Genomic DNA, 22,987 nt, shown 5'->3' with positions numbered 1-22,987 from the left:
CTAGATCGTCGCCTCCCCTGCGCGAGCGCCGACGAACCGTCGTCGGACGCGTCCACGAACGCCGGTGACGACTTCGTAGCTGATTGTCTCGAGCGCATCCGCCCAATCCTGAGCGTGCGCCTCTCCCCTGTCCCCTGATCCGAACAGTAGCGCCTCGTCGCCGACCGCGACACCCGAGCGGTCACCGCCGAGGTCGACGACGAATTGGTCCATGCACACGCGCCCCACCGAGGGGTAGCGACGACCTGCGATGGTCACCTCGAACCGCCCGCTGAGTCGGCGAACGACCCCGTCGGCGTATCCGAGAGCGACGAGGGCGACCACGGTGTCGGTGGGAGCGGTCCAGGTGTAGCCATAGGACACAGATTCACCTTCGCTCACCTTCTTGATGTTCGCCACCTGCGCCGAGAGGGTCATGACCGGGCGCAACCCGAACGTTCCCAGATCGGGCACCGGCGACAAGCCGTACAGAGCAATACCCGGGCGGACCATGTCGAAACCGAGATCGGGTCTGGTCAGCGTGGCTGCCGAGTTGGACAGGTGCACGACGGCGGGAGGCGTTCCGCGCCGGGTGGCGCGCCGCACCGCGTCGCGAAGCCGCTCGGCCTGGGCGTCGTTGGCGGGGTGAGCCGGTTCGTCGGAGCAGGCCAGATGCGAGAACATTCCGGTCAATCGCACTGCGCCCTCCGCGACGGCGGCCGCAGTTGCGTCGAGTACGGCGTCGAGATCCGATTCCGCGACCCCGTTGCGATTGAGCCCGGTATCGATCTTGAGCGAGAGATCAGCGGTGGAACCGACTCGGCGTGCTGCGTGGACCACCGCGTCGAGCTGGGCAGCCGTGGACACCCCGATCCCTACCTGCTCGGCGATCGCCGCAGCGAAATCGGAGTCCGCTCGGTGCAACCACGCCAACACCGGGACCGTCACACCGGCAGCGCGGAGTTCGAGGGCCTCACCGATGGTGGTGACGCCGAGCTCGTGCGCCCCTGCTGCGACTGCGGCGTGTGCGACTTCGACGGCACCGTGGTTGTATCCGTCTGCCTTGAGGACGGCCATCACGGCGGCGTCTCCGGCGAACTGCTGCAACACGCGGACATTGTGGGCCACTGCGTCGAGGTCGACGGACGCCACAGCGCCCGAACCCGTCCGAGGATCGGTCCTCTCGTCGCCGCAGCCGATACTCACAACATTCGATAGTGCCATCCGGTCCGCCGATACGACGGATCAGGGTGCCACAACTCGTGACACACCTGGCCTCGGACGTGGGCCACGCACGACCACGGTCAGACTGTGAGCGAGCGCACGGTTCGGATGGCGTCGGGGATGGACTCACACAGTGGGCTCGCAGAAATGGGTGCCGCGAACTCTCCGTCCGAACCGTGAGCCGCACGGGCCGCGGCCAGCGCGTGGACCTTCGCTCCGCAGGCAGCCGCGGTGGACGGTGCCATTCCCGACGCGAGCAGGGCCCCGAGGATGCCCGACAGTACGTCGCCCGAGCCTGCGGTCGATGCAGCCGATCCCCCGGCGTCGCTGACGAACGTGGTGCCGTCAGCATCGGCGACGATCGTCGCTCGCCCCTTGAGGAGAACGGTGACGCCCCAGCGCGCGGCGAGATCTCGAACCGATCCCACTCGGTCGGGTGCGGGGTCCGATCCCGTCAGGCGGGCGAATTCTCCGGCATGCGGGGTCAGCAGAGTCGGTGCGGCGCGTCCGGCGACCCAGTGTTCGTTGCGTGCGAGGATCGTGAGCGCATCCGCGTCGACGACGACCGGCAGATCGGTTTCCAGAACTCGACGCACGATCTCGGCCGAATCCTCGTCGGTGCCGAAACCGGGACCGACCACCCACGCCTGCACCTTCCCCGCCGCGTCGAATTCCGGGGCGGCAACGACCTCCGGATAGTGCGAAACGACCTCTGCGCCTGCGCTTCCCACGTAGCGGACCATGCCCGAGGTGGCCGCGACCGCCGCTCCCACACAGAGCAGCGCGGCACCGGGGAACGTGGCGCTGCCGGCCAGGACACCCACCACACCCTGCGAGTACTTGTCGTCCGAGGCCGTGGGAATCGGCCACACCCGTCCCACGTCGGCCGGCTCGAACGACGCCATTGCCGCTGCCGGCAGCTCCAGGCCGATGTCCACGAGTTCGATTCGGCCACAACGAGGTACGGCCAGCACGTGAACGGGCTTGCGGGCACCGAACGTCACCGTCACATCGGCAGTCACGGCCGGCCCCGGTGCGGCGCCGGTCTCCGCGTCGACTCCACTGGGAACGTCCACGGCCACGATCGGTGCGGTGATCCGCTCGAGCACGGCAGCAGCATCGGGCCGCAGCGGACCCTTGCCGGAAATCCCCACGATGGCGTCGACCACGATGTCGGCAGGTTCGCACCGAGTCACCATTCGTCCGCCCGACGATCGCAGGGCCTCGAGACCTTCGGCGTGCACCCGCGTCGGGTCGAGCAGGAGAGCCGATACCGAGACGCCTCGTCGACGCAGATACGCCCCCGCCCACAGACCGTCGCCGCCGTTGTCGCCCGTGCCCACCAGAATCGTCACGCGCCGGCCCGCGACTCCTCCCGTACGCACGGACAGCTCGCCTGCCACGACGGTGGCCAGTCCGTACGCGGCGCGGCGCATCAGTACGCCGTTCGGCAGGGAATTCAGCAGCGGCGCTTCCGCATTCCGAATCTGCTCGGGTGTGTAGTAGCCGCGCATGCCGAGCGCTATTCGACGGTGACGGACTTGGCCAGGTTGCGCGGCTTGTCCACGTCGTAGCCGCGCGCCTGGGCGACCTCGGCGGCGAAGACCTGCAGTGGGATCGTCGACAACAACGGCTGCAGCAGCGACGACGCGGCCGGGATCTCGATCAAGTTGTCCGCGAAGGGCCGCACTGCCTCGTCGCCTTCTTCGGCGATGACGACCGTGCGTGCACCACGCGCCTGGATCTCACGAATGTTGCTCAGCATCTTCGAGTGCAACACCGCCCGACCCTTCGGCGACGGCATCACGATGATCACCGGCACACCGTCCTCGATCAGCGCGATCGGACCGTGCTTGAGCTCGCCGGCCGCGAAGCCCTCCGCGTGCATGTACGCCAGCTCCTTGAGCTTGAGCGCGCCTTCGAGAGCAACCGGGTATCCGACGTGTCGGCCGAGGAACAGAATGGTCGTGGCCGTCGAGAGCTCGCGCGCGAGCGCCCGAACCGGTTCGACCGTTTCGAGAACCCGCTGCACCAACTCGGGCATCGCTTCGAGTTCGGCGAATTCACGCGCAACCTCGTCGGGATACTTGGTGCCACGAGCCTGCGCCAGCGCCAGGCCGACCAGATAGTTCGCAGTCACCTGGGCGAGAAAGGCCTTGGTCGACGCGACGCCGATCTCCGGACCGGCCCGCGTGTAGAGCACGGCGTCTGCTTCACGCGGAATCTGCGAGCCGTTGGTGTTGCACACCGCGAGAACCCGCGCCTTCTGGTCCTTGGCGTGCCGAACGGCTTCGAGCGTGTCCGCGGTCTCGCCGGACTGCGAGATGGCCACGACGAGAGTCGATCGATCGAGAACCGGGTCGCGGTAGCGGAATTCGCTGGCCAGTTCCACCTCGACCGGCAGCCTGGTCCAGTGTTCGATCGCGTACTTGGCGAGCAGGCCGGAGTGGTAGGCGCTACCGCAGGCCACGACGAACACCTTGTCGACGTCGCGCAGCTCCTGATCGGACAGTCGCTGCTCGTCGAGCACGATTCGACCGTTGTCGAAGTGACCGAGCAACGTGTCCGCCACAGCAGCAGGCTGCTCCTGGATCTCCTTGAGCATGAAGTAGTCGTGGCCGCCCTTCTCGGCGGCTGCCAGATCCCAGTCGATGCGGAACGGACGCCCCTGAGCCTCGTTGCCCTCGAAATCGCTGATGTCGTAGCCGTCGGCCGTGATGACGACAACCTGGTCCTGGCCGAGCTCGACGGCGTCGCGGGTGTGCTCGATGAACGCAGCGACGTCGGACCCGAGGAACATCTCGCCCTCGCCGACACCGAGTACCAGGGGCGTGGAGCGACGAGCCGCGACGATCGTGTCCGCGTGATCGGAATGGGTGAACACCAGAGTGAACGCACCCTCGAGACGACGCAGAACTGCTTTCGCGCTGGCCACGAAATCACCTGCAGTCGGGCCTTCGGCGTACGCACGCGAGACGAGATGGACGGCCACCTCGGTGTCGGTGTCGGACAGAAACTCGATTCCGTCGGATTCGAGCTCGGCGCGCAATGGACCGAAGTTCTCGATGATTCCGTTGTGAACCACCGCGACGGTTCCGGACGCGTCCCGATGCGGGTGAGCGTTGCGGTCGGTGGGACGGCCGTGCGTCGCCCACCGGGTATGCCCCATTCCGGTGGTCCCGACGAACGTGTCGGTGCCGATGTCGTCCAGTTCTGCTTCGAGATTCGCCAGGCGACCGGCCTTGCGCTCGACTGCCGTCGCTCCCGCACCGTCGAGAATGGCGATCCCCGCGGAGTCGTAACCCCGATATTCCATACGCCGAAGCGCCTCGACCACCACACCCAGAGCTGGGCGGTGGCCGACGTAACCCACGATTCCGCACATGGACAATCAGGGTACTCGGCACGACGCGCACGACCCATTCGCTCGGGTCGACGTGTCCGGTGTCCCCCTGACGCGCCGAGGTTCGGTAGCGTCATCTCTCGTGGCGAAACCGAAGAAGCTGGCATCTGCACTCTCCAAGCGCGGCCCGCACAAGGTGCTCCGAGGCAACCTGGCCCTCGCAGGCCAACCCGGTGTCGTCTATACCCCCGCCGAAGGCTTCGGCCTGCCCGGCGTGGCCTTCGCACACGGCTGGATGCTGCGTCCCAGCCATTACACCGACACCCTGAAGCATCTCGCGTCCTGGGGCATCGTGGTAGCGGCACCGGACACCGAGCGCGGTCTCGTACCGTCCCATCGCGGGCTCGCCACCGATCTGGGCACTGTGCTCGACATCATGACGGGTGTTCGATTGGGCCCCGGCAACATCAGCGTGCATCCGGACAAACTTGCCACGGCAGGCCACGCGATGGGTGCCGGCACCGCAGTTCTCGCCGCCTCCCGGCGATCCGACATCAAAGCCGTCGCCGCGCTGTTCCCCGCGCCGACGGCACCCTCGTCCGAGGACGCCGCCGCGGGCCTTGCCGTGCCGGGACTCGTCGTCGGAGACAACTCGAACGCCGATTCGCTCACCGACAACTCACTCGCACTCGCCCAGGCCTGGAACGGACCGTCCATCCTGCGACGAATCGACGGCTCGACCGCGGATGGTTTCGTCGAAGGCCGCCGGATACTCGGAGCACTCGGAATCAACAAGCCCGACCGCAAGACTCAGCAGCGCACCCGCGCCGTCCTCACCGCCTTCCTGCTTTTCCATCTGACCGGTGACTCCGACTACGAGGAACTGGCCGGATCGACCGGCGACATCGACGGGACCAGGGCTGTCGATCCGCATGCGCCACTCGACGCGCAGCCCAAGCCCAAGGCGTCCGCGTCGATCAAGGCGCTGCTCGGACGGGGCTAGTCCCGATCGTCGCCGACCGGTGTCACACCAGCCAGGACCTCGGCTGTTCGTCGGGTTCGGTCTCGACGTGTGGAGTGGGCTCTCGCCGGTCCAGGTGAGCCGGTTGCAGCACAGAGCCCGACATCGGCCCGATGTCGGAGTCCGCTCGACTCACCTCGGCTGAATCCCGTCCGCCTCGGTCGACTGCAGGAGCCTGTGCCCGACTCAACGCCTCGGCCGCCCGCGACATCGCGATCCGGTGCTCGTCGCGTATTCGGTGCAACTCCCGACGCCACCGACTCTCGGTGCTCACAGCTCCCCTGCTTCGCTGAGGCCCGCTCCGGTACCCGTGTCGGCGGGTTCGCGATCGGTGACCGGTCGATCCGCAGCTACCGGATGCTGCACAGCAGGCTGCTCGATGTCGGGTGACTCGGGTGGGCACTGCGCCTGTGCATCCGAATCGGATTCGGACGGCGGCACCGGTTCCGTCGCAGGGACGGGCTCGGCGCCAGGCACTGGTTCGGACGGCGGCACCAGTTCGGGGGCAGGCACAGGTTCGGCGGCAGGCACGGGTTCCGCCGCAGTGACGGATTCGACCGTGGGCACCGGTTCGGACGGCAACGCTGGAGCCGAGGCCGGTGCGTCCACCGCGTCGGCGACACCGGGAACCTCGACGATCTCGGGTAGGCCGAGCGGTCCGATTCCGAGCTCGAACGAGCGAGTTCCGAGTCCAGGAGTCTCGAGTTCGAGAGACACCGCACCGTCGTGTTCGAGTGCGATGCGGGCCCGATGCCCATCGAGCTCGGCCTCGAGATGGCCACGCTCGTCGGTGGCCGCGGGCGACGACTGCCCGGGCTGCGACAACGGAGCCGATTCGGACCGCTGGTCGACACTTCCGTCCGAAGATGCCCCCGTCGTGTTGCCGTCACCTACCCGGCTGTCGACTGCGGCGTCGCCGGAGCCGTCGATATCTCGACCGTCGATCGTCTCGGTCAGCGCGTCGTCGACTCGGTCGACGATCTCGGCGACCACTCGCTCCACGAGCCCGTCCAGAGAATCCTGCAACTCGTCACCGGCAGGACTGTCGGCGGCGAGAGATCCGGCCGGATCCACGCTGTCTGCTCCGGCGAGTGGGTCGGTGCCGGGAAGTGACGCCACCGGTCCGGCCGCGGCCGGCCCGACAGCGGCCGGTGCGGCTCCGGAACCGGCCGGTGCCGAACCGATCTCGGCCGGAGTCGGGTCTGCGGACGAGCCGTCGGGCCCCGGCCACGGCGCTGATACACCGGGTTCGAGTACCCAACCGCGCTCGTCGAGTTCGCCGAACGATGGCTCGTGGACACTGCCCAGAACGTCCACCACCAACGCGAGACAGTCTCTGACGGCGGTGTCCGTGGCGGTACATGCTGCAAGGACGGCCTCGCACGTACCCTGCACCCGCGGAACGAACTCGGTGCCGATCCAGAGCCTGCAGCGTTCGGTCACCTCGGCAGCGAACTCGTCGGAGACATCGCCGCCGAGCGCCCTGTCCTTCAGATCCTCGAACGCAGACGCCAATCGCAGGAACACCGACTCTCGATCGACCGGGAGACACTCGATTCCCGACGCAACCAGAATGGCATCGATCTGATCGACATCTTTGCCGTCCACCAGGTCGATGTCGATGCCGCCGACGAGCTCGGCCTTGTCGGTCACTGCGTCACGGAGAACGTCGACGGCCGCACACATCGTCTGATAGGAATCTTCGATCGACGCGAGGAACTGGGAAGCCTTCTCCTGTTCGGCCGAAAGATAGGTCTGCACTGTCTCCCCCGCATCACCGTGCCAGCGCAACTGCAGAACTCGGCGAAGCTGAATCTGTTCCTCCAGTTGATCGGCGAGTACTGCGGACAGCGTCCCGACGGCGTCCGCATCGTTTCCGAGCGCACCCAGGTTCAGTCCGCGCTGCTCGTCGTACCTGGCGCACATGTCCCGATACTGCGGGACTTCGACGCCAGGAACACGGCCGGCCAGCGGCAGGAAGCGCTCGAAGTACAGCAGTCCTTCTGCGTTCGCATCGAGAATCTCGTCGACCGAGGCCCCGTCACCGGACGAGGCCGAAGGAGGTGTCACCGGTGTGACTCGATCGTGTACGCGGTGGCGTCGTCCTGTTGCTCGTACTCGTTCATCGCGGTGGTGAGGGCGTCGGAAATGTCGTCGACCGAGGACCTCCATGCCCTGACGGCACGCCCGAGCCCGAGGTGCGCCTCGGAATAGGCAGCGCCGAGGTCACCGTAGTTCCGTCCGGTGCCGGCTGTACCGAAGCCTGCGTCGGCAACGGAATCGGCGGCGTCGCCGAGCACCTCCGCCGACAACGCCAATGCATCTGCCACGCCGCGAACTCGGTCCGCGTCCACCCGAACTCCGTCGCTCATACGTTCCCGTTCCCCCTCGAAGTGCCCCTATCTCACTATGACGTGCGCCGACTCACATCGGTTCCCCAGGGAGCGGTAACGTCCCGATGTGAAATGTCCGTAACAGGTACCTGAAGTGGCTGCACCAGCTGCTTACCGAACGAGGAGTCCCATGCACATCGGAACGATGCTGAACTACAGCGGTGGTTTCAACGAGACCGTTGCCGAGGTCGCCGAGCTCGAGAAGGCGGGTCTCGACATCATTTTCGTGCCCGAGGCCTACTCGTTCGACGCCGTCAGCCAACTCGGATTCCTCGCGGCCAAGACGAGCACGATCAAGATCGCGTCCGGCATCTTCCAGATCTACACCAGGACACCGTCACTGACCGCCATGACCGCCGCCGGTCTCGACTACGTCTCCGATGGCCGATTCGTACTCGGGCTCGGCGCATCGGGACCGCAGGTCGTCGAGGGCTTCCACGGCGTCAAGTACGACGCACCGATCGCCAGAACCCGCGAGGTCATCGAGATCTGCCGCCAGGTCTGGCGTCGTGAGAAGGTGCAGTATCAGGGCAAGCACTACCAGATCCCGCTGCCGGCCGACAAGGGAACCGGCCTGGGCAAGCCACTGAAGCTGATCAATCACCCTGTGCGCGAACGCATTCCGGTCGTCATTGCAGCGCTCGGACCCAAGAATGTCGAACTCACCGCCGAGATCGCCGAGGGCTGGCAACCCATCTTCTACTTCCCGGAGAAGGCCGCCGACGTGTGGGGCGATTCGCTCGCAGCAGGCAAGGCCAAGCGTGACCCGTCACTCGGCGATCTCGAGGTGTTCGCGAGTCCCACCCTGGCCATCGGCGAGGATGCGGAGAAGTACCTTCCCTGGGTCAAGCCACACCTGGCGCTCTACATCGGCGGCATGGGAGCCAAGGGCAAGAACTTCTACAACTCACTGGCCCAGCGATACGGGTACGAAGCCGAGGCCGAGAAGATCCAGGACCTCTACCTGGCAGGCAAGAAGGAGGAGGCCGCCGCGGCAGTTCCCGACGAGCTCGCTCGCGCGGTCAACCTCATCGGCCCGGAAAGCTTCGTCAAGGAGCGAGTCGCGGCCTTCGCCGAAGCCGGTGTCACCACCCTCAACGTCGCACCGCTGGCCGAGAACACCGCTGGCCGCGTCGCCCAGCTGACCGCACTGCGCGAACTCACCGCCTGAGACGTCAGACCGACGCGACCCGGCCCGCCAACTCTTCGGCGAGCCGGGTCGCGACGTCGAGTTCGGACGCTTCGACCATCACCCGCACCAACTGCTCGGTACCGCTGGGGCGCAACAGAACTCGACCTGATTCTCCGAGTTCGCGCTCGGCCGACGCCACGGCGTCCGACACCGACGGTGCCGACGCCACCGCTGCTTTGTCGGACACGCGGACGTTGATCAGCACCTGCGGCAATGTCCGCATGGCCGACGCCAGATCCGCGAGGGAACGCCCGGTCTGCGCCATCCGCTCCATCAGTCGCAGGGCAGTGGCGATCCCGTCTCCGGTTGTTCCGACCGCGGGCAGCACGACGTGTCCACTCTGCTCGCCACCGAGCGCGAAGCCGCCGCGGCGCAGCTCCTCGAGCACGTATCGATCGCCGACCGCGGTGGTGCGCAACGTGATTCCTGCCTCGCGCATCGCAATGTGCAGACCGAGGTTGCTCATCACCGTGGCGACCAACGTGTCGTCGGTCAAGTGGCCCGCGTCGTGCATCGCGATGGCCAGTACCGTCATGATCGCGTCGCCGTCCACCACGGAACCCGACGCATCGACGGCAAGGCATCGGTCCGCGTCTCCGTCGTGCGCGATACCGAGGTCGGCACCGTGCTCCACGACGGCCTTCTGCAAGCCCTCCAAATGCGTCGACCCGCACCCGTCGTTGATGTTCAGACCGTCGGGTTCGGCATTGATCGCCACGACCGTCGCGCCGGCCCGTCGATAGATGTCGGGCCCGACGACCGAAGCGGCACCGTGCGAGCAATCCACCACCACGGTCACGCCGTCGAGTCGATGCGACACAGATTCGGCGAGATGCTCGGTGTAGCGGGCTGCCGCGTCGTGCGCGACGTCGATGCGGCCGATCGCGGCACCGGTGGCGTCGTAAGGCTGTGCGTCGTTCCGGGAGCGCCCTTCGGGATCGAGGGCAGCTTCTATCCGGTCTTCGACGTCGTCGTCCAGCTTGTGTCCGCCCGCGGCGAAGATCTTGATTCCGTTGTCGGGCATCGCATTGTGGGACGCAGAGATCATCACACCGAGCGCCGCGCCGTATTCTGCGGTGAGGTAGGCAACCGCCGGAGTGGGGAGCACTCCGACGTCGATCACGTCGACACCCGACGCGGTCAGTCCGGCGGACACGGCTGCGCTCAGCATCGCCCCACTGATGCGCGGATCACGACCGACCACAGCCACGGACCTGCCGCCGTCGACGTTCGGTGCCAGCACGGTGGCCGCGGCGCGCGCGATCTTCAACGCCAGTTCTGCGGTCAGAACCCCGCCTGCCAGTCCCCGAACCCCGTCGGTGCCGAACAATCGCGTCATGAACCAAGAACTCCTTCGAGCGGAGAGAAAGTCGTGAGAAATGCCTCGAGGGCAGGCGTCCGATACTGCTGGAGGCCTGCCCTCGAGGATGAAACGGGTAAGACGCGTCAGCGCTTGGAGTACTGCGACGCCTTACGGGCCTTCTTCAGGCCGTACTTCTTGCGCTCGACTGCACGCGCATCACGCGTGAGGAAGCCCGCGGCCTTGAGCGGCGGACGATCGTCGGGTGCGAGCTCGATCAGTGCACGCGCGATGGCCAGACGCAATGCGCCTGCCTGTCCCGACGGTCCGCCACCGTGCAGCAGCGCGACGATGTCGAAGGACTCCGCGCGGTCCACCAGAACGAGAGGAGCCTTGATCAGCTGCTGGTGCACCTTGTTCGGGAAGTAATCCTCGAGGGTGCGGCCGTTGAGCTTGAATCCGCCGGTGCCCGAGGACAACCGAACGCGAGCGACGGCTTCCTTACGGCGACCGACGGTCTGGATCGGGCGATCGAACACGATCGGTGCCGGAGCGGCTGCAGCTTCGATGTCCGAGACAACCTCGGGATCTTCGACTGCCACGAACTCGTCGGCGGCGATCTCTTCGATGTTCTCCTGCGACGTCACGTCATTTCCCTCCGGCGCCGTCACTGGGACACCTGCTTGATCTCGAACGGAACGGGCTGCTGAGCGGCATGCGGGTGGTTCGGTCCCGCGTAGACCTTCAGCTTGCTCGCGATAACACTACCGAGCTTGTTCTTGGGGATCATGCCGACGACGGCCTTCTCCACGAGACGATCGGGGTTGCTCTCGAGGACCTGACGGGTCGAGCGCGACTTCAGACCGCCCGGATGGCCGGAGTGGTGGTGGTGGAACTTGCCGTCGAGCTTGTTGCCGCTGATGGCAACCTTCTCGGCGTTGATGATGACGACGAAGTCGCCACCGTCGACGTTGGGTGCGTAGGTGGGCTTGTGCTTACCGCGGAGCAGAGTCGCGGCCTGGACGGCGAGGCGTCCGAGCACGACGTCCGTGGCGTCGATCACATGCCACGTCCGGGTGGTGTCCCCGGCCTTCGGGGCGTAAGTAGACACAGAAAATTCCTGTCTTCATGATGTCGCTGCTGGCCAAGACGAGTGGATGCCCTCGGCGGCCAGTTGAGACCCGAGGACAAGAGCTCGATACGCACATATGTACGCGGCGAGCCCATACACGCCAACGGGAGACGATACCGGGAGCGGACGCCCAGGTCAAAACGCCTCCGATCGTCGACGCCTCAGCTCGTCGACGTCGTCACCGCAGGCGCACACACTGCATGCACCGACGGGCAGCGGGCAGCGCCTCGAGCCTGATCGCCGGGATCTCGCTACCGCACCGCTCACAGGAACCGTACGTCCCGGCCGTGAGCCGCGAGACCGCCGCGCCGATCTCGCGTATCTCGGATTCGGTGTCGGTGATCAGCGCCGCAATCTTCGCTCGCTCGAACGCGATCGTCGACCCCTCGGGATCGTGCTCGTCGTCGTCGGTGGTGAATCGCGATCCTTCGATCACCGACGCCAGTTCGGCCCGAAGAGACGCCAGTCGATGCTCGGCACGAGACCGCTCGGCCCCCAGTACTGCTCCGAAGTCCGTCACCGAACCAGTAGACACCCCGACCGGCGTCGTGAACAGGACACTGAGCTCACAAGAAGACGAAAAGCCCCGACCGATGTCTCGGTCGGGGCATCCACTCTTCGTGACGACAGGTCAGCGAGCCATCCGCGCCTTGTTGGCCATCTCGACGCCGTGCATTGTCTCGCCACCGGTGCGGGCGGCCGCGACGAGGCTCGACAGAATGAGGTTGAGCTCGTCGGATGCAGAGTTCCACTGACGCTGCAGCTCGTAGTAGGACGTCATCGCGTCGCCCTCCCACGATTCGTAGAGCCGCTTCGCGGTGCTGTCCACGTCCCCGAGAAGGTCCTTGGTCACGTTCGCCTGCTTGTTCATCGCCTCGGTCAGCGCCGCGATCTGCGCGAAGTCGTATTTCATGTCGGATCAGTCTCCTTGGTCGAGCGTGGTCGTGTGGATTGTCGTGTGGTCACCGGATGCGACGTTCACTTGAACGAGGACAGTCCCGAGTTCAAGGATCCGGCCACCTGGTTCACGGCCGACACGTTGTCGTCGTCGGCGTCCGAGTAACCGTGGCCGTTGGTCTTGATGTCCGCGGAGATCTGCTCGAGCGCACTCCGCATCTTCTGCGCACTGGTGTCCCACTGGGCCATGACGTCCTGGAACGACTTGCCCGCCTTGCCGACCCACGCCTCGGCGGTCTGCTCGACGATCGAGCGAACGGCCGAATTGGACGCGTTGATCGACACGCTCAGGCCTTCGATCGTGGCTCCGGCAGCGACGAGCTCCTGCGGTGTGACCGTGACGCCGTTCGACGAACCCGTAGCTTCCGGTCCCCCTGGATATCCCACTTCGACTCCTTGTCTTCGATACTCGATTCACATGCACCCGCGGCGCACGTGCTGCTCGACCGAGAGGCCACTGTCGGCCCGCTCACTCCCCTACATCTCCTTTGACGCATCGACCCCTCGATTCGGTTCCGGCCGTGCACGAAAAACTGTGGGCGTCTCTCACGACGCCGGAACGATGTCCAACGTCTGGGTTGCCTGCCCGCATTCGGCGTCGATCACCGTCGCGTCGTCTCCCTCGAACTGGCAACCGATGCTGACCTGAAGGTCGGACTCCACGAACACGCGCCACAGCACCGTCGAGTCGTCGATCGGTCTCTCGGTGTAGGCGATCCCGACGCGGCCGCCGAAATCGCGTGTGGGTTCGAGAGATCCGATGGTGGTATCCGGCCCACGGGCATCGATCGCCGAGCGGAGCTCGTCGGCGACCTGTTCCTGCGTCGAACCCGGCAACAGGTCTGCCACAGTGACGACGATCCGACGCTCGGGCGGGGTCGGCGGAATCAGCACCATTCGGTCCGGGTCGTCCACGGCCGTCCAGGTACCCGGCAACCGCATCGAGACCCGCCCGGACACGAACGTCACCGTCTCGACGGGTGTCGGCGCGTCGGCCGTCGTGGTCGGTAGCGGTTCGACGACGGACGACGCCGTAGCACTCGGGGCCGCGACAGGCGAAAACGGTTGCGCCGCAGCAATATCCGAACCGTCCTGAGACTGTCCGGCGAAATACAGAGCTGCGCACACGAATGCGATGACCGCCGCAGCGGCACTCACAGCCGCGAGCAGTAGGGGACGCCGCTTCTCCCTGGACCGCGGCGGTGCGGTGACGTCGTCGAGCCATGCCGCCGATCGCGTCGTCGCGGCACGGACCGACGGTGCCGGGACGAGATCCGCACCGGCTCGCCGGTACAGCGACCTGGCGATATCGAGGCCGGTCAACCACTGAGTGGGGTGATCGACGACCGGATCCGCTCCGGCGCAGGGCGCCACCACGTACACCTCGTCGGGGCAACGAACGACCGACGACCGAACGTACTCCCCGACCGCTCGTCGCCAACCGTCGTCGTCACCCGCACCGAACGGAAGGATCGCGCCGGTGTCTCCGCCATGCGCCCCCGACTCGTCGAGGACGACGACCGACGTATCGAGAGCCCCGACTTCGACGACGACCGCGGCGGACGGCGCTCGTTCACCCGACCACGACAGGGCGGCCTCGGCCGTCTCCACGAGCACCACCTCGTTCGCCGAGGTCGCAAACATTGCGCGGAGGATGCCCGAGCGTTGCTCGCCCCAGGTCGACGGATACGCGATCTCGAGCACGTCGAGTCGGTCGTGCACCCCGGCACCCTGCAGGGCCGACCATACGATTCCGTGCAGTACCGCCTCCCGGTCCCACACCGTGGTCCCCACCGGGATCGACGCATCGTCGATACAGAGCAGGGGCGGAATCTCGTCTCCGGGCGCGCCCCGGCCGAACACCAGACGGCCACCTTCCGCCGCGGCGAACGCCGATCCGACGCTCTCTCTCGGACCCTCGAATGCTCCGCCCGTGGCGACGACGGAAATTTCCGTGTAGCCCAGATGCACTGCGGCATAACGCCACGAGGGGCTCGTCAACTCGAATACCCGAGCTGAACGAGTGCCTGGCCCGAGCGGTCGACGAATACCCCACGTCCGGGCGGCATGGCACTGGGCCGCACCGTCCCGAGCAGGTTCCCCTCGTCGCGGCTTCCACTCATGACCAGTCCCGGCGTCACCAGATCGCGCAACCGTCCGATCACCGGGTCGAACAGCGCCCGGCCCGCCCCGCCCGATCGACGCGCCACGATGACATGTAGCCCGATGTCTCGTGCATGGGGAAGGTGTTCCACCAACGGAGCCAACGGATTTCCCGACGAGGTGGCGACCAGGTCGTAATCGTCGACGACGACGAACACCTCGGGGCCGTTCCACCACGACCGCTCGCGAAGCTGCTGCTGGGTCACGTCTGCACCTGGCATGCGATCGGCCATGCGGCCGGCGAGGTCCACGAGCATGGCCGTCAGCGTCGCCTGCGAGGCCGCATACCCGGCCAGATGCTCGGAATCGACTGCACCGAGGAGAGTTCGGCGGTAGTCCGCGACGATGAGCTTGACGGTGTCGGACGAATTCGCCTCGACGAGCGATCGACAGATTCCGCGCAACAGAGAAGTCTTGCCGCACTCGCTGTCGCCGAACACGACGAAGTGTGGATTCTCTGCGAAATCGACCACCACCGGTGCCAACTCGGCCTCGTCGATGCCGATGGGAACTCCGAGCTCAGGGATACCGCCACGGGTTCGTGGCCACGCATCACCGAGCTGATCGAGAATCGCAGATCGTTCGAGCAGCTCCGGCAGCATCCGCACCGGCGGCGCTTGGGTCCCCGCAGATGCAGCCGCGATCGCGGCGACCGACTCACCGACTGCGCGAGACAGGTCGTCGACGGAACAGACGTCGTCCACCCGTGGAAGTGCGATCAGCAGATGCAGTCCGTCCCTGGTCATGCCCCGGCCCGGCCGCCCCTCGGGAACGCTGGCCGCTTTGGCTCGGCCCATGTCCGAATCCGACGGATCTCCCAGCCGCAGTTCCAATCGGGTACCGATCAGGTCCTTGGTCGCAGGCCGAACTTCCGCCCACCGCGACGCGGTGAGGATCAGATGCAGACCGAAGGCGAGGCCCTGCGTCGTCAAGGTGGCGATCTGCAGTTCGAGACTCTCGAAATCGGACCTGATGGACGGCCAACCGTCGATGACGAGAAAGACGTCGCCGAACCGATCCTCGGGGTCGACGGGTTGCGTTGCACGTCGCCGTCGGAACTCCGCCATCGAGTCGATTCCGCGATCGCGGAATGTCTTCTCCCGCTGCCGAACGACTCCGGCGACCTCTGCCACCGTCCGCCGAACCCGATCGACATCGAGCCGGTTGGCCACCGATCCGACGTGCGGCAGATCGGCCAGCCCGGCCAGCGTCCCGCCGCCGAAATCCAAGCAGTAGAACTGGACCTGTGCGGGCGAATGCGTCATCGCGAGAGCCAGGATCAACGACCGGAGCGCCGTCGACTTACCCGATTGCGGGGCACCGACGATGGCGACGTGGCCCGCAGCACCGGACAGATCGACGGTCAGCAGATCGCGGCGCTGATCGAAAGGCCGGTCGATGATGCCGATCGGGGCACGCAGGGTGCTGAGCGGACCGATGCGCTCGGTCAGAACAGAACCGGGCAGCAACCGGTTCAACGACGGTGCGGTGTCCAACGGCGGCAACCACACCTCGTGGGCCGGCATTCCGCGACCCCGAATTCGTCCGACGACCACGTCGAGCACCGAGGCACCGGTGCTCTCGGAGTCGACCGGATCGGGTTCTGCCTCCGGCGCAGTGGCAGCCTCGATGCGGCCGAGATCGATGGAGTCGAGCGGTACCGCGTAGGCGGTGAAGGGCTTCGGCCTGATGTCGCCTCCGAGCGAGGGCCGCGCGCCAGGACCGGAACGCGGCGGCGAGTACGGACCGGAGACGTATGCCGCAGCGAACCTGACGATCTCGGCCGAATCGCACTTGAGGTAGCCCGCACCCGGCTGCGCAGGCAGGTGATAGGCGTCGGGAACCCCGAGCACCGATCGAGACTCGTTCGCGGAGAACGTCTTCAGGCCTATGCGGTACGACAGGTGACTGTCGAGACCGCGCAATTTTCCTTCTTCGAGGCGCTGGCTGGCGAGCAGCAGGTGCATGTGCAGCGAACGTCCGAGCCGGCCGATCGCGACGAACAGCTCGGCGAATTCCGGTTGCTGGCTGAGCAACTCCGAGAACTCGTCGACCACCACGAACAGGGCGGGCATCGGTGCCAGATCCGCTCCCGCGGCTCGCGCCCTCTCGTAGTCGGACACGTTCGCGAAGTTGCCGGCCGAGCGCAGCGACTCCTGCCGACGGTTCATTTCACCGGCCAACGCATCGCGCATTCGATCCACCAACGCCAAGTCCTCGGACAGGTTGGTGATGACCGCGGCCACGTGCGGTGCCGACTCCAGGCCCGCGAACGTCGCGCCGCCCTTGAAGTCGACGAGCACCAGGTTCAGCTGTTCCGGCGAGTGAGTCGACACCAAGCCCAATACGAGCGTGCGGAGGAACTCCGATTTCCCGGAACCCGTTGCTCCGATACACAATCCGTGCGGTCCCATACCGTTCTCGGCGGATTCCTTCAGATCGATCTCGACGGCGCTGCCGTCGGGGGCGACACCGATCGGTACCCGCAGCCTCTCGCGTCCGCGCCGCATCGTCCACGCTCGGTCCGTGTCGAGTGCACCGACATCGGCGATACCGACCAGGCTGTTCCATCCCGAGATTCGGACTCCGCCGTCGTCGACGACATCGACGACCGACGAGGACGACGGCGCACGATACGGCGACAGGCGTCGAGCGACGGCGTGCGCTTGGGTGGTGCTCATCGAATCCGCGACGGCGAACACCTCGACCATGGTTCCGCTGACCGCTCCGATCGATCCGTTCTCGGCGAACAGCTGGAGACCACGCGATGCAGCGAGTCTGGGGCACAGGCCGGACAGATCGATGATCGTGACCGAATCGAGGCCCGTGTCGGTGAGATCGGTCGATCGATTGTCCAGAAGCCCGCCGTCCACCACGATCACCAACTGCACGACGCCGGCAACCGGCACAGCTCCGCGCGCAAACCGATTCCGCATCGACAGCACGTCGCCCAGCGCACTCTCGAGTTCGAGGACGCTGCCGAAGATCATCCGAGCGGACCCGGCCCCGTCGCGCAGAGCGTCGTGCTGAGTGTGCGGAAGCCACTTGGCCCACTCCCACTGCTGCACGGTGTCCGGACCACAGACGATCGCGACTGCGACGTGGTCGGGACCGTGAAAGCTGCACAGCGAGGCCAACATCGCGCGCACCATTGCGCGGGCTCCGTCGCGGTCGCCCGCTACGGACAGCGCCGCGAATCCCCTCAATGACACCGCAGTCGGCAGCGCGGCCACCACCGAATGCGCTCGCACGAATCGACGCAGAGACACGGCCGAGACCGGTTCGAGTTCTTCCACCGGCCCGGTCTCGGGCGGAACCAGTCGAGTGGCAAGCCGCTGATCACCACGGCCGACTCGTACGTGAGCGAAATCCGGATCCGACAGTCGGCGTTCCCACATGCGCTCGGTTCCGGCGATCGACCACAACGTCTCCGGGGCCGGGTGACTCCATTCGAGGGCTCGGCGTTGCGCGCGCTCGGTCTCGGCGACGTCGCGGCGGAGCTGATCCAGATAGCGGAGGTAGTCCTTGCGGTCCTCGTTCGCCTCGGCCGTGCGCGCTCCGCCGGACTTCCCGCCGCCGGCCAACATCCCCACCATGGACATCAACATCATGGCCGGAAACATCAACATCATCGGGTTCGCCGCTGCCCCGGAGGTGAACATCAGCGCGACCATCCCGACCATCGCGGCAACCATCACCAGCGGCATCAGCTTCATGAGCAGATTGCCCGGCACCGCGCGCGGGATCTCGGGCGGCGACTGTAGGGTGATTTCCCCGCCCGGAGAGCGAGGTACTTCCCGTCGGGCACCGCGAACGAAGCGCACGGTGCTCATCGATCCGCCCCCACGGCTACGCCCCCAGAACTGCATCGCGGCAGCCTCCCCCCGAGGCCGCAGGACGACAGGCTAGCGCATCGAAGACCGGGCGGTCCACAGCTGCCGTCGCGTCCCCGGACGGACGGACTGCCGGTCGGTACGACGAGAAATAGAACGCTGCCCGACGCCGTTGCACCTGAATGCGGCTCTTCGGCCGCGTGCTCGACGAACGAAAGGCTGGCCCCCACCGTGTCCGTACCCCTGTCCATCCTCGATCTCGCTCATGTGGGCGAGGGCGAAACAGTCCGCGACAGCTTCGATGCAAGCGTCACACTCGCTCAGCATGCCGAGAACTGGGGATACCGACGCATCTGGTACGCCGAGCACCACAACATGAAGACGATCGCGTCGTCGGCCACGTCGGTTCTCATAGCGCACGTCGCTGCCAACACCGAGCGAATCCGGCTCGGATCCGGCGGGATCATGCTTCCCAATCACGCGCCGCTGACCATCGCCGAGCAGTTCGGTACCTTGGCGACGCTGCACCCGGGACGAATCGATCTGGGTCTGGGCCGCGCCCCCGGCAGCGACCAGGTGACGATGCGGGCGATGCGGCGCGATCCGGCATCGGCCGATCGCTTTCCCCAGGATGTCCAGGAACTGCAGGGCTACCTGTCGGCGGAGTCCCTGATCCCCGGAGTGAGCGCGACTCCCGGCGCAGGTACGGAGGTACCGCTGTACATCCTGGGGTCGTCGCTGTTCGGCGCGCAGCTCGCCGCTGCACTCGGCCTGCCCTATGCATTCGCCTCGCACTTCGCACCCGACGCCCTCGAGCAGGCCGTCGAGATCTACCGACGTGACTTCCGACCGTCTGCGCAATTGTCGGAACCGCACCTGATCGTGGGTGTCAACGTGATCGCGGCCGATTCGCTGGCCGAAGCACAGGCGCAGTTCCTCCGCACCAAGCGCAGTCGCGTCAGCCTACTGCTGGGCCGCGGCCGGACCTTCACCGACGAGGAAGCCGACATGGTGCTCGAAGCGCCTGCGGGCCAACAGATCGCGAAGATGACCAAGTACTCGGCCGTCGGCACTCCGGACATGGTGAAGGACTACCTCGATCGATTCGCCGAACGCACCGGGGCCGACGAGCTGATCGTCGCGTCCGGTGTGTCCGACCGCGCATCGTGGCTTCGCTCGTTCGAGTTGCTCGCACAGGTGAGTGACCTGGTTCCTGCCTGAGAGCTGCGCACGTCGCCGGCAGATCCCGACGGGGGATTGCTTGTCGCCGCGATGTCGTAAGGTTTGGACACCGATGCCCACTGGGGCGGGCATCGGCACGCGAATCGCACGTATCCGGGGGGATTTTCATGACACGCGCCGACAGCCGTCCATCGGCCGGGATTGCGCCGTCACGCACGGCACCTGCCGATCCGACACCGTCGCCCACCGCATCGGACGCGAGTCGGCGGGCATCGGGCGCACAGTCCGTGTTTGCGCAGGAAGTCTGTCGGGTGACGGTGTTGGCCAGGTCCACGCAGGTGGACATGGCGCTGCCGGTGGACGTTCCGGTCTCGCTTCTCGTTCCGGGGATCATCGACATGATTGCGGCGGGAGTGGAGCCTGCGGAACGACCTGGAAGAGCGGGAGTGGAGCCTGCGGAACGACCTGGAAGAGCGGGAGTGGAGCCTGCGGAACGACCTGGAAGATCGGGAGTGGAGCCTGCGGAACGACCTGGAAGATCGGGAGTGGAGCCTGCGGAACAGTCGGGTTCAGGACGCGGTGAGCTCAGCGACGGGGATCCCGTGTCAGATGGGTTGCCCGTGGCGTGGACGCTCGCGCGGATCGGGTTTCCACCGTTGTCGCCGACTGCGACGTTGGCCGAGCTGTCGGTGCGCGACGGTGAGTTGCTCGTGCTGGGTGTGGCCGAGCGGCCCGCGCCGGTTCCGCTGTTCGACGACCTCATGTATTCCGTTGCCCGATCGGGTAGCGACGATGTTCCGCACTGGACTGCGCGGACGGCGCGCACGGTGGGTTCGGTCGTCACCGGTGTGCTGGTGTTGCTGGCGTGCGCGGTCGTGTTGCGTGAGCCGATCCGGGCGGGAGCCGAGCACGTCGGCAGTCTTGTCGAGGGATTCGCTGCCGTCACCGCGTCGATTCTCTTCGCGATCGCGGGGGTGATTCTGGGGCGTGTGTATCACCAGGATGCCGTCGCCGTCCTCTTCGGCGGATGTGCCGTCGCGCTGATGTTCACCGGCGGAACTGTGCTGGTGCCCGGGCAGTTCGGTGCGGCTCAGCTGATGCTGGGTTCGGCCATGGCAGGCGCTGTAGCTCTGCTGTCCCTTCGTATCGGCGGGACCGGGTTCGCACTGTTCACCGCTGCGATCGTGCTCGCACTTCTGACGTTCGCCGCTTCGGTGTGCACACTGTTCACCACCATGCCGCAACCGGCGATCGGCACGGCTGCTGCTCTCACCGGCCTGGCGGGAATTGCGCTCTCTGCCCGCGTGTCGATGATGCAGGCCAAGTTGCCGCTTCCACCGGTTCCCACCGCAGGAGCACCGTTGGACACGGTCGAGGAAGCCGAACTCGACGCGATCTCGTTCGCCGATCTGCAGGTCGCCGCAGCCGGAGCGCGTAGCTATCTGACCGGTCTGCTGTCGGCGTTCACCGTCGCCGTGGTGGCGGGCGTGCTCGTTGCGGCGGCAGCCGATTCCGGCGGTGGCGTCCGGTGGCCTTCGGTGGCGCTCGCGGCGCTGTGTGCGCTCGTCCTGCTGCTGCGTGGACGCACCTATGCGGTGGTGACCCATGCTGTTCCGCTGGTCGCAGGCGGAACGACGATTCTTCTGGCGCTTCTCGTCGGTGCGGTCGTCGCATTACCCGAATACGCTCTCGCCTTGTTCGGTGTGGCACTGGCCGGCGCGGTGACGGCATCGCTTTTCGGGGCTTTCGTGCCCACACGCACGTACTCGCCGGTGATGCGGCGATCGGCCGAACTGCTCGAATATGCCACCATCGCCCTGGTCATTCCGATCGCAGTGTGGGTGTGCGGTCTGTACAGCGTCGTCCGCGGGCTGTGACGCCGCGCAAGCAGCGAACAATCGTCATTGCGGCGTTCACTGCTCTCGCCCTGTCGTCGAACGCCGTCATCGGCGTGTATCCGGCACGCGCCGAACGTCCGGTGATCGACCCGTTCCAGTTGCCTCCGCCGAGTCCTCCCGGCCCACTCGAACCCACGGAACAGAAGAACGCCTGCGCCCTTCCGTCCGCGGCGACCGATTCCCAGGACATGCCGACCGCGCTGAAGGCGCTCGACTTCACGTCGGTCTGGCCCATCACCCGTGGGGCAGGTCAAGTGGTAGCCGTCATCGACACCGGAGTCACCGCTCATCCGCGCCTACCGGGTCTGATCGCCGGCGGTGACTACGTCAGCGCAGGTGACGGGTTGTTCGACTGCGACGCACACGGAACGATGGTCGCCGGGCTGATCGCCGCGCAGACCGCACCGGGCAGCGGATTCGCCGGAGGCGCACCCGACGCACGCATACTGTCGATTCGTCAGTCCAGCAATGTCTTTCAGATCGTCGACAACAGGCCGGACGAGGAGAAGGCGGCCGAGCCGGAGAATGCCGCGGGCTACGGAAACGTGCGCACCATGGCCATGGCCATCCGAACTGCGGTGGACTCGGGTGCATCGGTCATCAATATCTCCGAAGTCGCCTGCGTGCCCGCGGGAGGCGGTGTGCCCGACGGTCCGCTCGGCGCGGCCGTGCAGTACGCCGTCCGAGAAAAGAATGTCGTCGTCGTTGCAGCGGCTGGGAATCTCGGCAGCGCTGCCTGCCAGGCACAGAACCCGAAGACCGACCCGCTTCGACCCGACGCGGACCCGTGGGCCTCCTTCGCGACCATCGCGACTCCGGCCTGGTTCGACGACGTGTTGACTGTCGGTTCGGTCGAGTCGGATGGCACACCGTCTTCGTTCAGCCTGGCCGGTCCATGGGTCGACGTCGCGGCTCCGGGTTCGAATATGACCTCGCTGTCGCCGACGGGCAACGGACTGGCGAACGGCACCCGGGGCACCGATGGCGTGATTCCCATGACCGGAACGAGTTTCGCGGCACCGCTGGTTGCTGCGGTGGCGGCCCTGGTGCGCGCCCACCGGCCCGAACTGTCGGCGCTGGAGGTGGTGGACCGGATCGAACGAACGGCGCATGCGCCGGCCGAAGGGTGGAATCCCCTCGTCGGCCACGGCATCGTCGATCCGCTCGCCGCGGTGACCGATTCGGTGACACCCGCTCCCCGGTCGGTGCCTGCAGACAGTGTTGCGATGAGTGCGCCGTTGCCACCGCCTACGCCGGATCATCGCCCGCGGACCGCAGCGGTCACCGGTTCGGTGCTGGTGGCGGTGATCCTGGCACTCGGGCTCGCGCTGTCGGTACCTCTGCGCCGACGGGGCAGACCCGACTGAGCC

At 66.5% G+C, this 22,987-nt stretch carries 19 protein-coding genes and 1 pseudogene; 6 read left to right on the top strand and 14 right to left on the bottom strand.

What is annotated here, in order from left to right; all coding sequences use genetic code 11:
- From alr to glmS, 3 genes are all read right to left on the bottom strand, one after another.
- Positions 1-1,185, bottom strand: coding sequence for an alanine racemase (gene alr, locus R4P57_RS01510; protein ID WP_411742262.1), 1,185 nt, complete (start codon positions 1,183-1,185; stop codon positions 1-3).
- A gap of 98 nt (positions 1,186-1,283) precedes the next feature.
- On the bottom strand, positions 1,284-2,717 hold the full coding sequence (locus R4P57_RS01505) for an NAD(P)H-hydrate dehydratase (RefSeq protein ID WP_317801119.1): 1,434 nt from the start codon (positions 2,715-2,717) through the stop codon (positions 1,284-1,286).
- Positions 2,718-2,725: 8 nt separating this feature from the next.
- Complete coding sequence (gene glmS, locus R4P57_RS01500; RefSeq protein ID WP_317801117.1) at positions 2,726-4,588, bottom strand: glutamine--fructose-6-phosphate transaminase (isomerizing); 1,863 nt, start codon at positions 4,586-4,588, stop codon at positions 2,726-2,728.
- A gap of 100 nt (positions 4,589-4,688) precedes the next feature.
- Between glmS and R4P57_RS01495 the strand changes: the two genes are divergently transcribed.
- On the top strand, positions 4,689-5,549 hold the full coding sequence (locus R4P57_RS01495; protein WP_317801116.1) for a chlorophyllase/cutinase-like alpha/beta fold protein: 861 nt from the start codon (positions 4,689-4,691) through the stop codon (positions 5,547-5,549).
- A 22-nt stretch (positions 5,550-5,571) separates the two neighbouring features.
- Here R4P57_RS01495 and R4P57_RS01490 read toward each other — a convergent pair whose 3' ends face one another.
- From R4P57_RS01490 to R4P57_RS01480, 3 genes are read right to left on the bottom strand one after another with little or no spacing between them, the layout of a single operon-like run.
- Positions 5,572-5,841, bottom strand: coding sequence for a hypothetical protein (locus R4P57_RS01490; protein WP_317801115.1), 270 nt, complete (start codon positions 5,839-5,841; stop codon positions 5,572-5,574).
- Positions 5,838-7,637 carry a hypothetical protein gene (locus R4P57_RS01485; protein WP_317801114.1) on the bottom strand — a complete coding sequence of 600 codons (1,800 nt, stop codon included), beginning with the start codon at positions 7,635-7,637 and terminating at the stop codon, positions 5,838-5,840. The genes R4P57_RS01490 and R4P57_RS01485 overlap by 4 nt, the downstream gene beginning before the upstream one ends.
- Entirely contained in the window at positions 7,634-7,939 is a 306-nt protein-coding gene (locus R4P57_RS01480; protein ID WP_317801113.1) for a type VII secretion target, read from the bottom strand. Before R4P57_RS01480 ends, R4P57_RS01485 begins: the two co-directional genes overlap by 4 nt.
- A 151-nt stretch (positions 7,940-8,090) precedes the next feature.
- Here R4P57_RS01480 and R4P57_RS01475 point away from each other — a divergent pair, with 151 nt between their 5' ends.
- A complete protein-coding gene (locus R4P57_RS01475; RefSeq protein WP_317801112.1) occupies positions 8,091-9,131 on the top strand; it encodes an LLM class F420-dependent oxidoreductase in 1,041 nt (346 codons plus the stop codon).
- A 4-nt stretch (positions 9,132-9,135) separates the two neighbouring features.
- On the opposite strand, the gene glmM is transcribed toward R4P57_RS01475, so the two are convergent.
- From glmM to eccCa, 8 genes are all read right to left on the bottom strand, one after another.
- The gene (gene glmM, locus R4P57_RS01470; protein WP_317801111.1) at positions 9,136-10,491 is read right to left on the bottom strand and encodes a phosphoglucosamine mutase; all 1,356 of its coding nucleotides are present in this window, start codon (positions 10,489-10,491) and stop codon (positions 9,136-9,138) included.
- Positions 10,492-10,598: 107 nt separating this feature from the next.
- Positions 10,599-11,123 carry a 30S ribosomal protein S9 gene (rpsI, locus tag R4P57_RS01465; RefSeq protein WP_317801110.1) on the bottom strand — a complete coding sequence of 175 codons (525 nt, stop codon included), beginning with the start codon at positions 11,121-11,123 and terminating at the stop codon, positions 10,599-10,601.
- Complete coding sequence (gene rplM / locus R4P57_RS01460) at positions 11,120-11,563, bottom strand: 50S ribosomal protein L13 (RefSeq protein ID WP_317801109.1); 444 nt, start codon at positions 11,561-11,563, stop codon at positions 11,120-11,122. The genes rpsI and rplM overlap by 4 nt, the downstream gene beginning before the upstream one ends.
- 199 nt (positions 11,564-11,762) lie before the next feature.
- Positions 11,763-12,104: a TraR/DksA C4-type zinc finger protein gene (locus R4P57_RS01455; protein WP_317801108.1), complete on the bottom strand. Its 342-nt coding sequence runs from the start codon at positions 12,102-12,104 to the stop codon at positions 11,763-11,765.
- A 111-nt stretch (positions 12,105-12,215) separates the two neighbouring features.
- The gene (locus R4P57_RS01450; protein WP_032376663.1) at positions 12,216-12,497 is read right to left on the bottom strand and encodes a WXG100 family type VII secretion target; all 282 of its coding nucleotides are present in this window, start codon (positions 12,495-12,497) and stop codon (positions 12,216-12,218) included.
- Between the two features lie 65 nt (positions 12,498-12,562).
- Positions 12,563-12,928 (bottom strand): WXG100 family type VII secretion target, encoded by a 366-nt coding sequence (locus R4P57_RS01445; RefSeq protein ID WP_179273621.1) that lies wholly within the window; start codon positions 12,926-12,928, stop codon positions 12,563-12,565.
- 159 nt (positions 12,929-13,087) lie between these two features.
- Positions 13,088-14,542: a type VII secretion-associated protein gene (locus R4P57_RS01440; RefSeq protein ID WP_317801107.1), complete on the bottom strand. Its 1,455-nt coding sequence runs from the start codon at positions 14,540-14,542 to the stop codon at positions 13,088-13,090.
- Entirely contained in the window at positions 14,539-18,537 is a 3,999-nt protein-coding gene (gene eccCa, locus R4P57_RS01435) for a type VII secretion protein EccCa (protein ID WP_317801105.1), read from the bottom strand. The genes R4P57_RS01440 and eccCa overlap by 4 nt, the downstream gene beginning before the upstream one ends.
- 231 nt (positions 18,538-18,768) lie before the next feature.
- Between eccCa and R4P57_RS01430 the strand changes: the two genes are divergently transcribed.
- The 4 genes and pseudogenes from R4P57_RS01430 to mycP all read left to right on the top strand — a co-directional run bounded on the left by R4P57_RS01430 (position 18,769) and on the right by mycP (position 22,984).
- On the top strand, positions 18,769-19,758 hold the full coding sequence (locus tag R4P57_RS01430; RefSeq protein WP_317801104.1) for an LLM class flavin-dependent oxidoreductase: 990 nt from the start codon (positions 18,769-18,771) through the stop codon (positions 19,756-19,758).
- 128 nt (positions 19,759-19,886) lie between these two features.
- Positions 19,887-20,147, top strand: a pseudogene (locus R4P57_RS01425) (EsaB/YukD family protein); the annotation flags it as partial.
- Positions 20,148-20,321: 174 nt separating this feature from the next.
- On the top strand, positions 20,322-21,596 hold the full coding sequence (eccD, locus tag R4P57_RS01420) for a type VII secretion integral membrane protein EccD (RefSeq protein ID WP_317801659.1): 1,275 nt from the start codon (positions 20,322-20,324) through the stop codon (positions 21,594-21,596).
- Entirely contained in the window at positions 21,593-22,984 is a 1,392-nt protein-coding gene (gene mycP, locus R4P57_RS01415) for a type VII secretion-associated serine protease mycosin (protein ID WP_411742291.1), read from the top strand. Before eccD ends, mycP begins: the two co-directional genes overlap by 4 nt.
- The last annotated feature ends 3 nt before the right edge of the window (positions 22,985-22,987 follow it).

Origin of the sequence: Rhodococcus sp. IEGM 1330, assembly GCF_033142445.1 — a bacterium.
Classification (GTDB): Bacteria; Actinomycetota; Actinomycetes; order Mycobacteriales; family Mycobacteriaceae; genus Rhodococcoides.
Note: the sequence above shows the minus strand (reverse complement) of the source record. Positions and strands in the feature narration are given on the sequence as shown.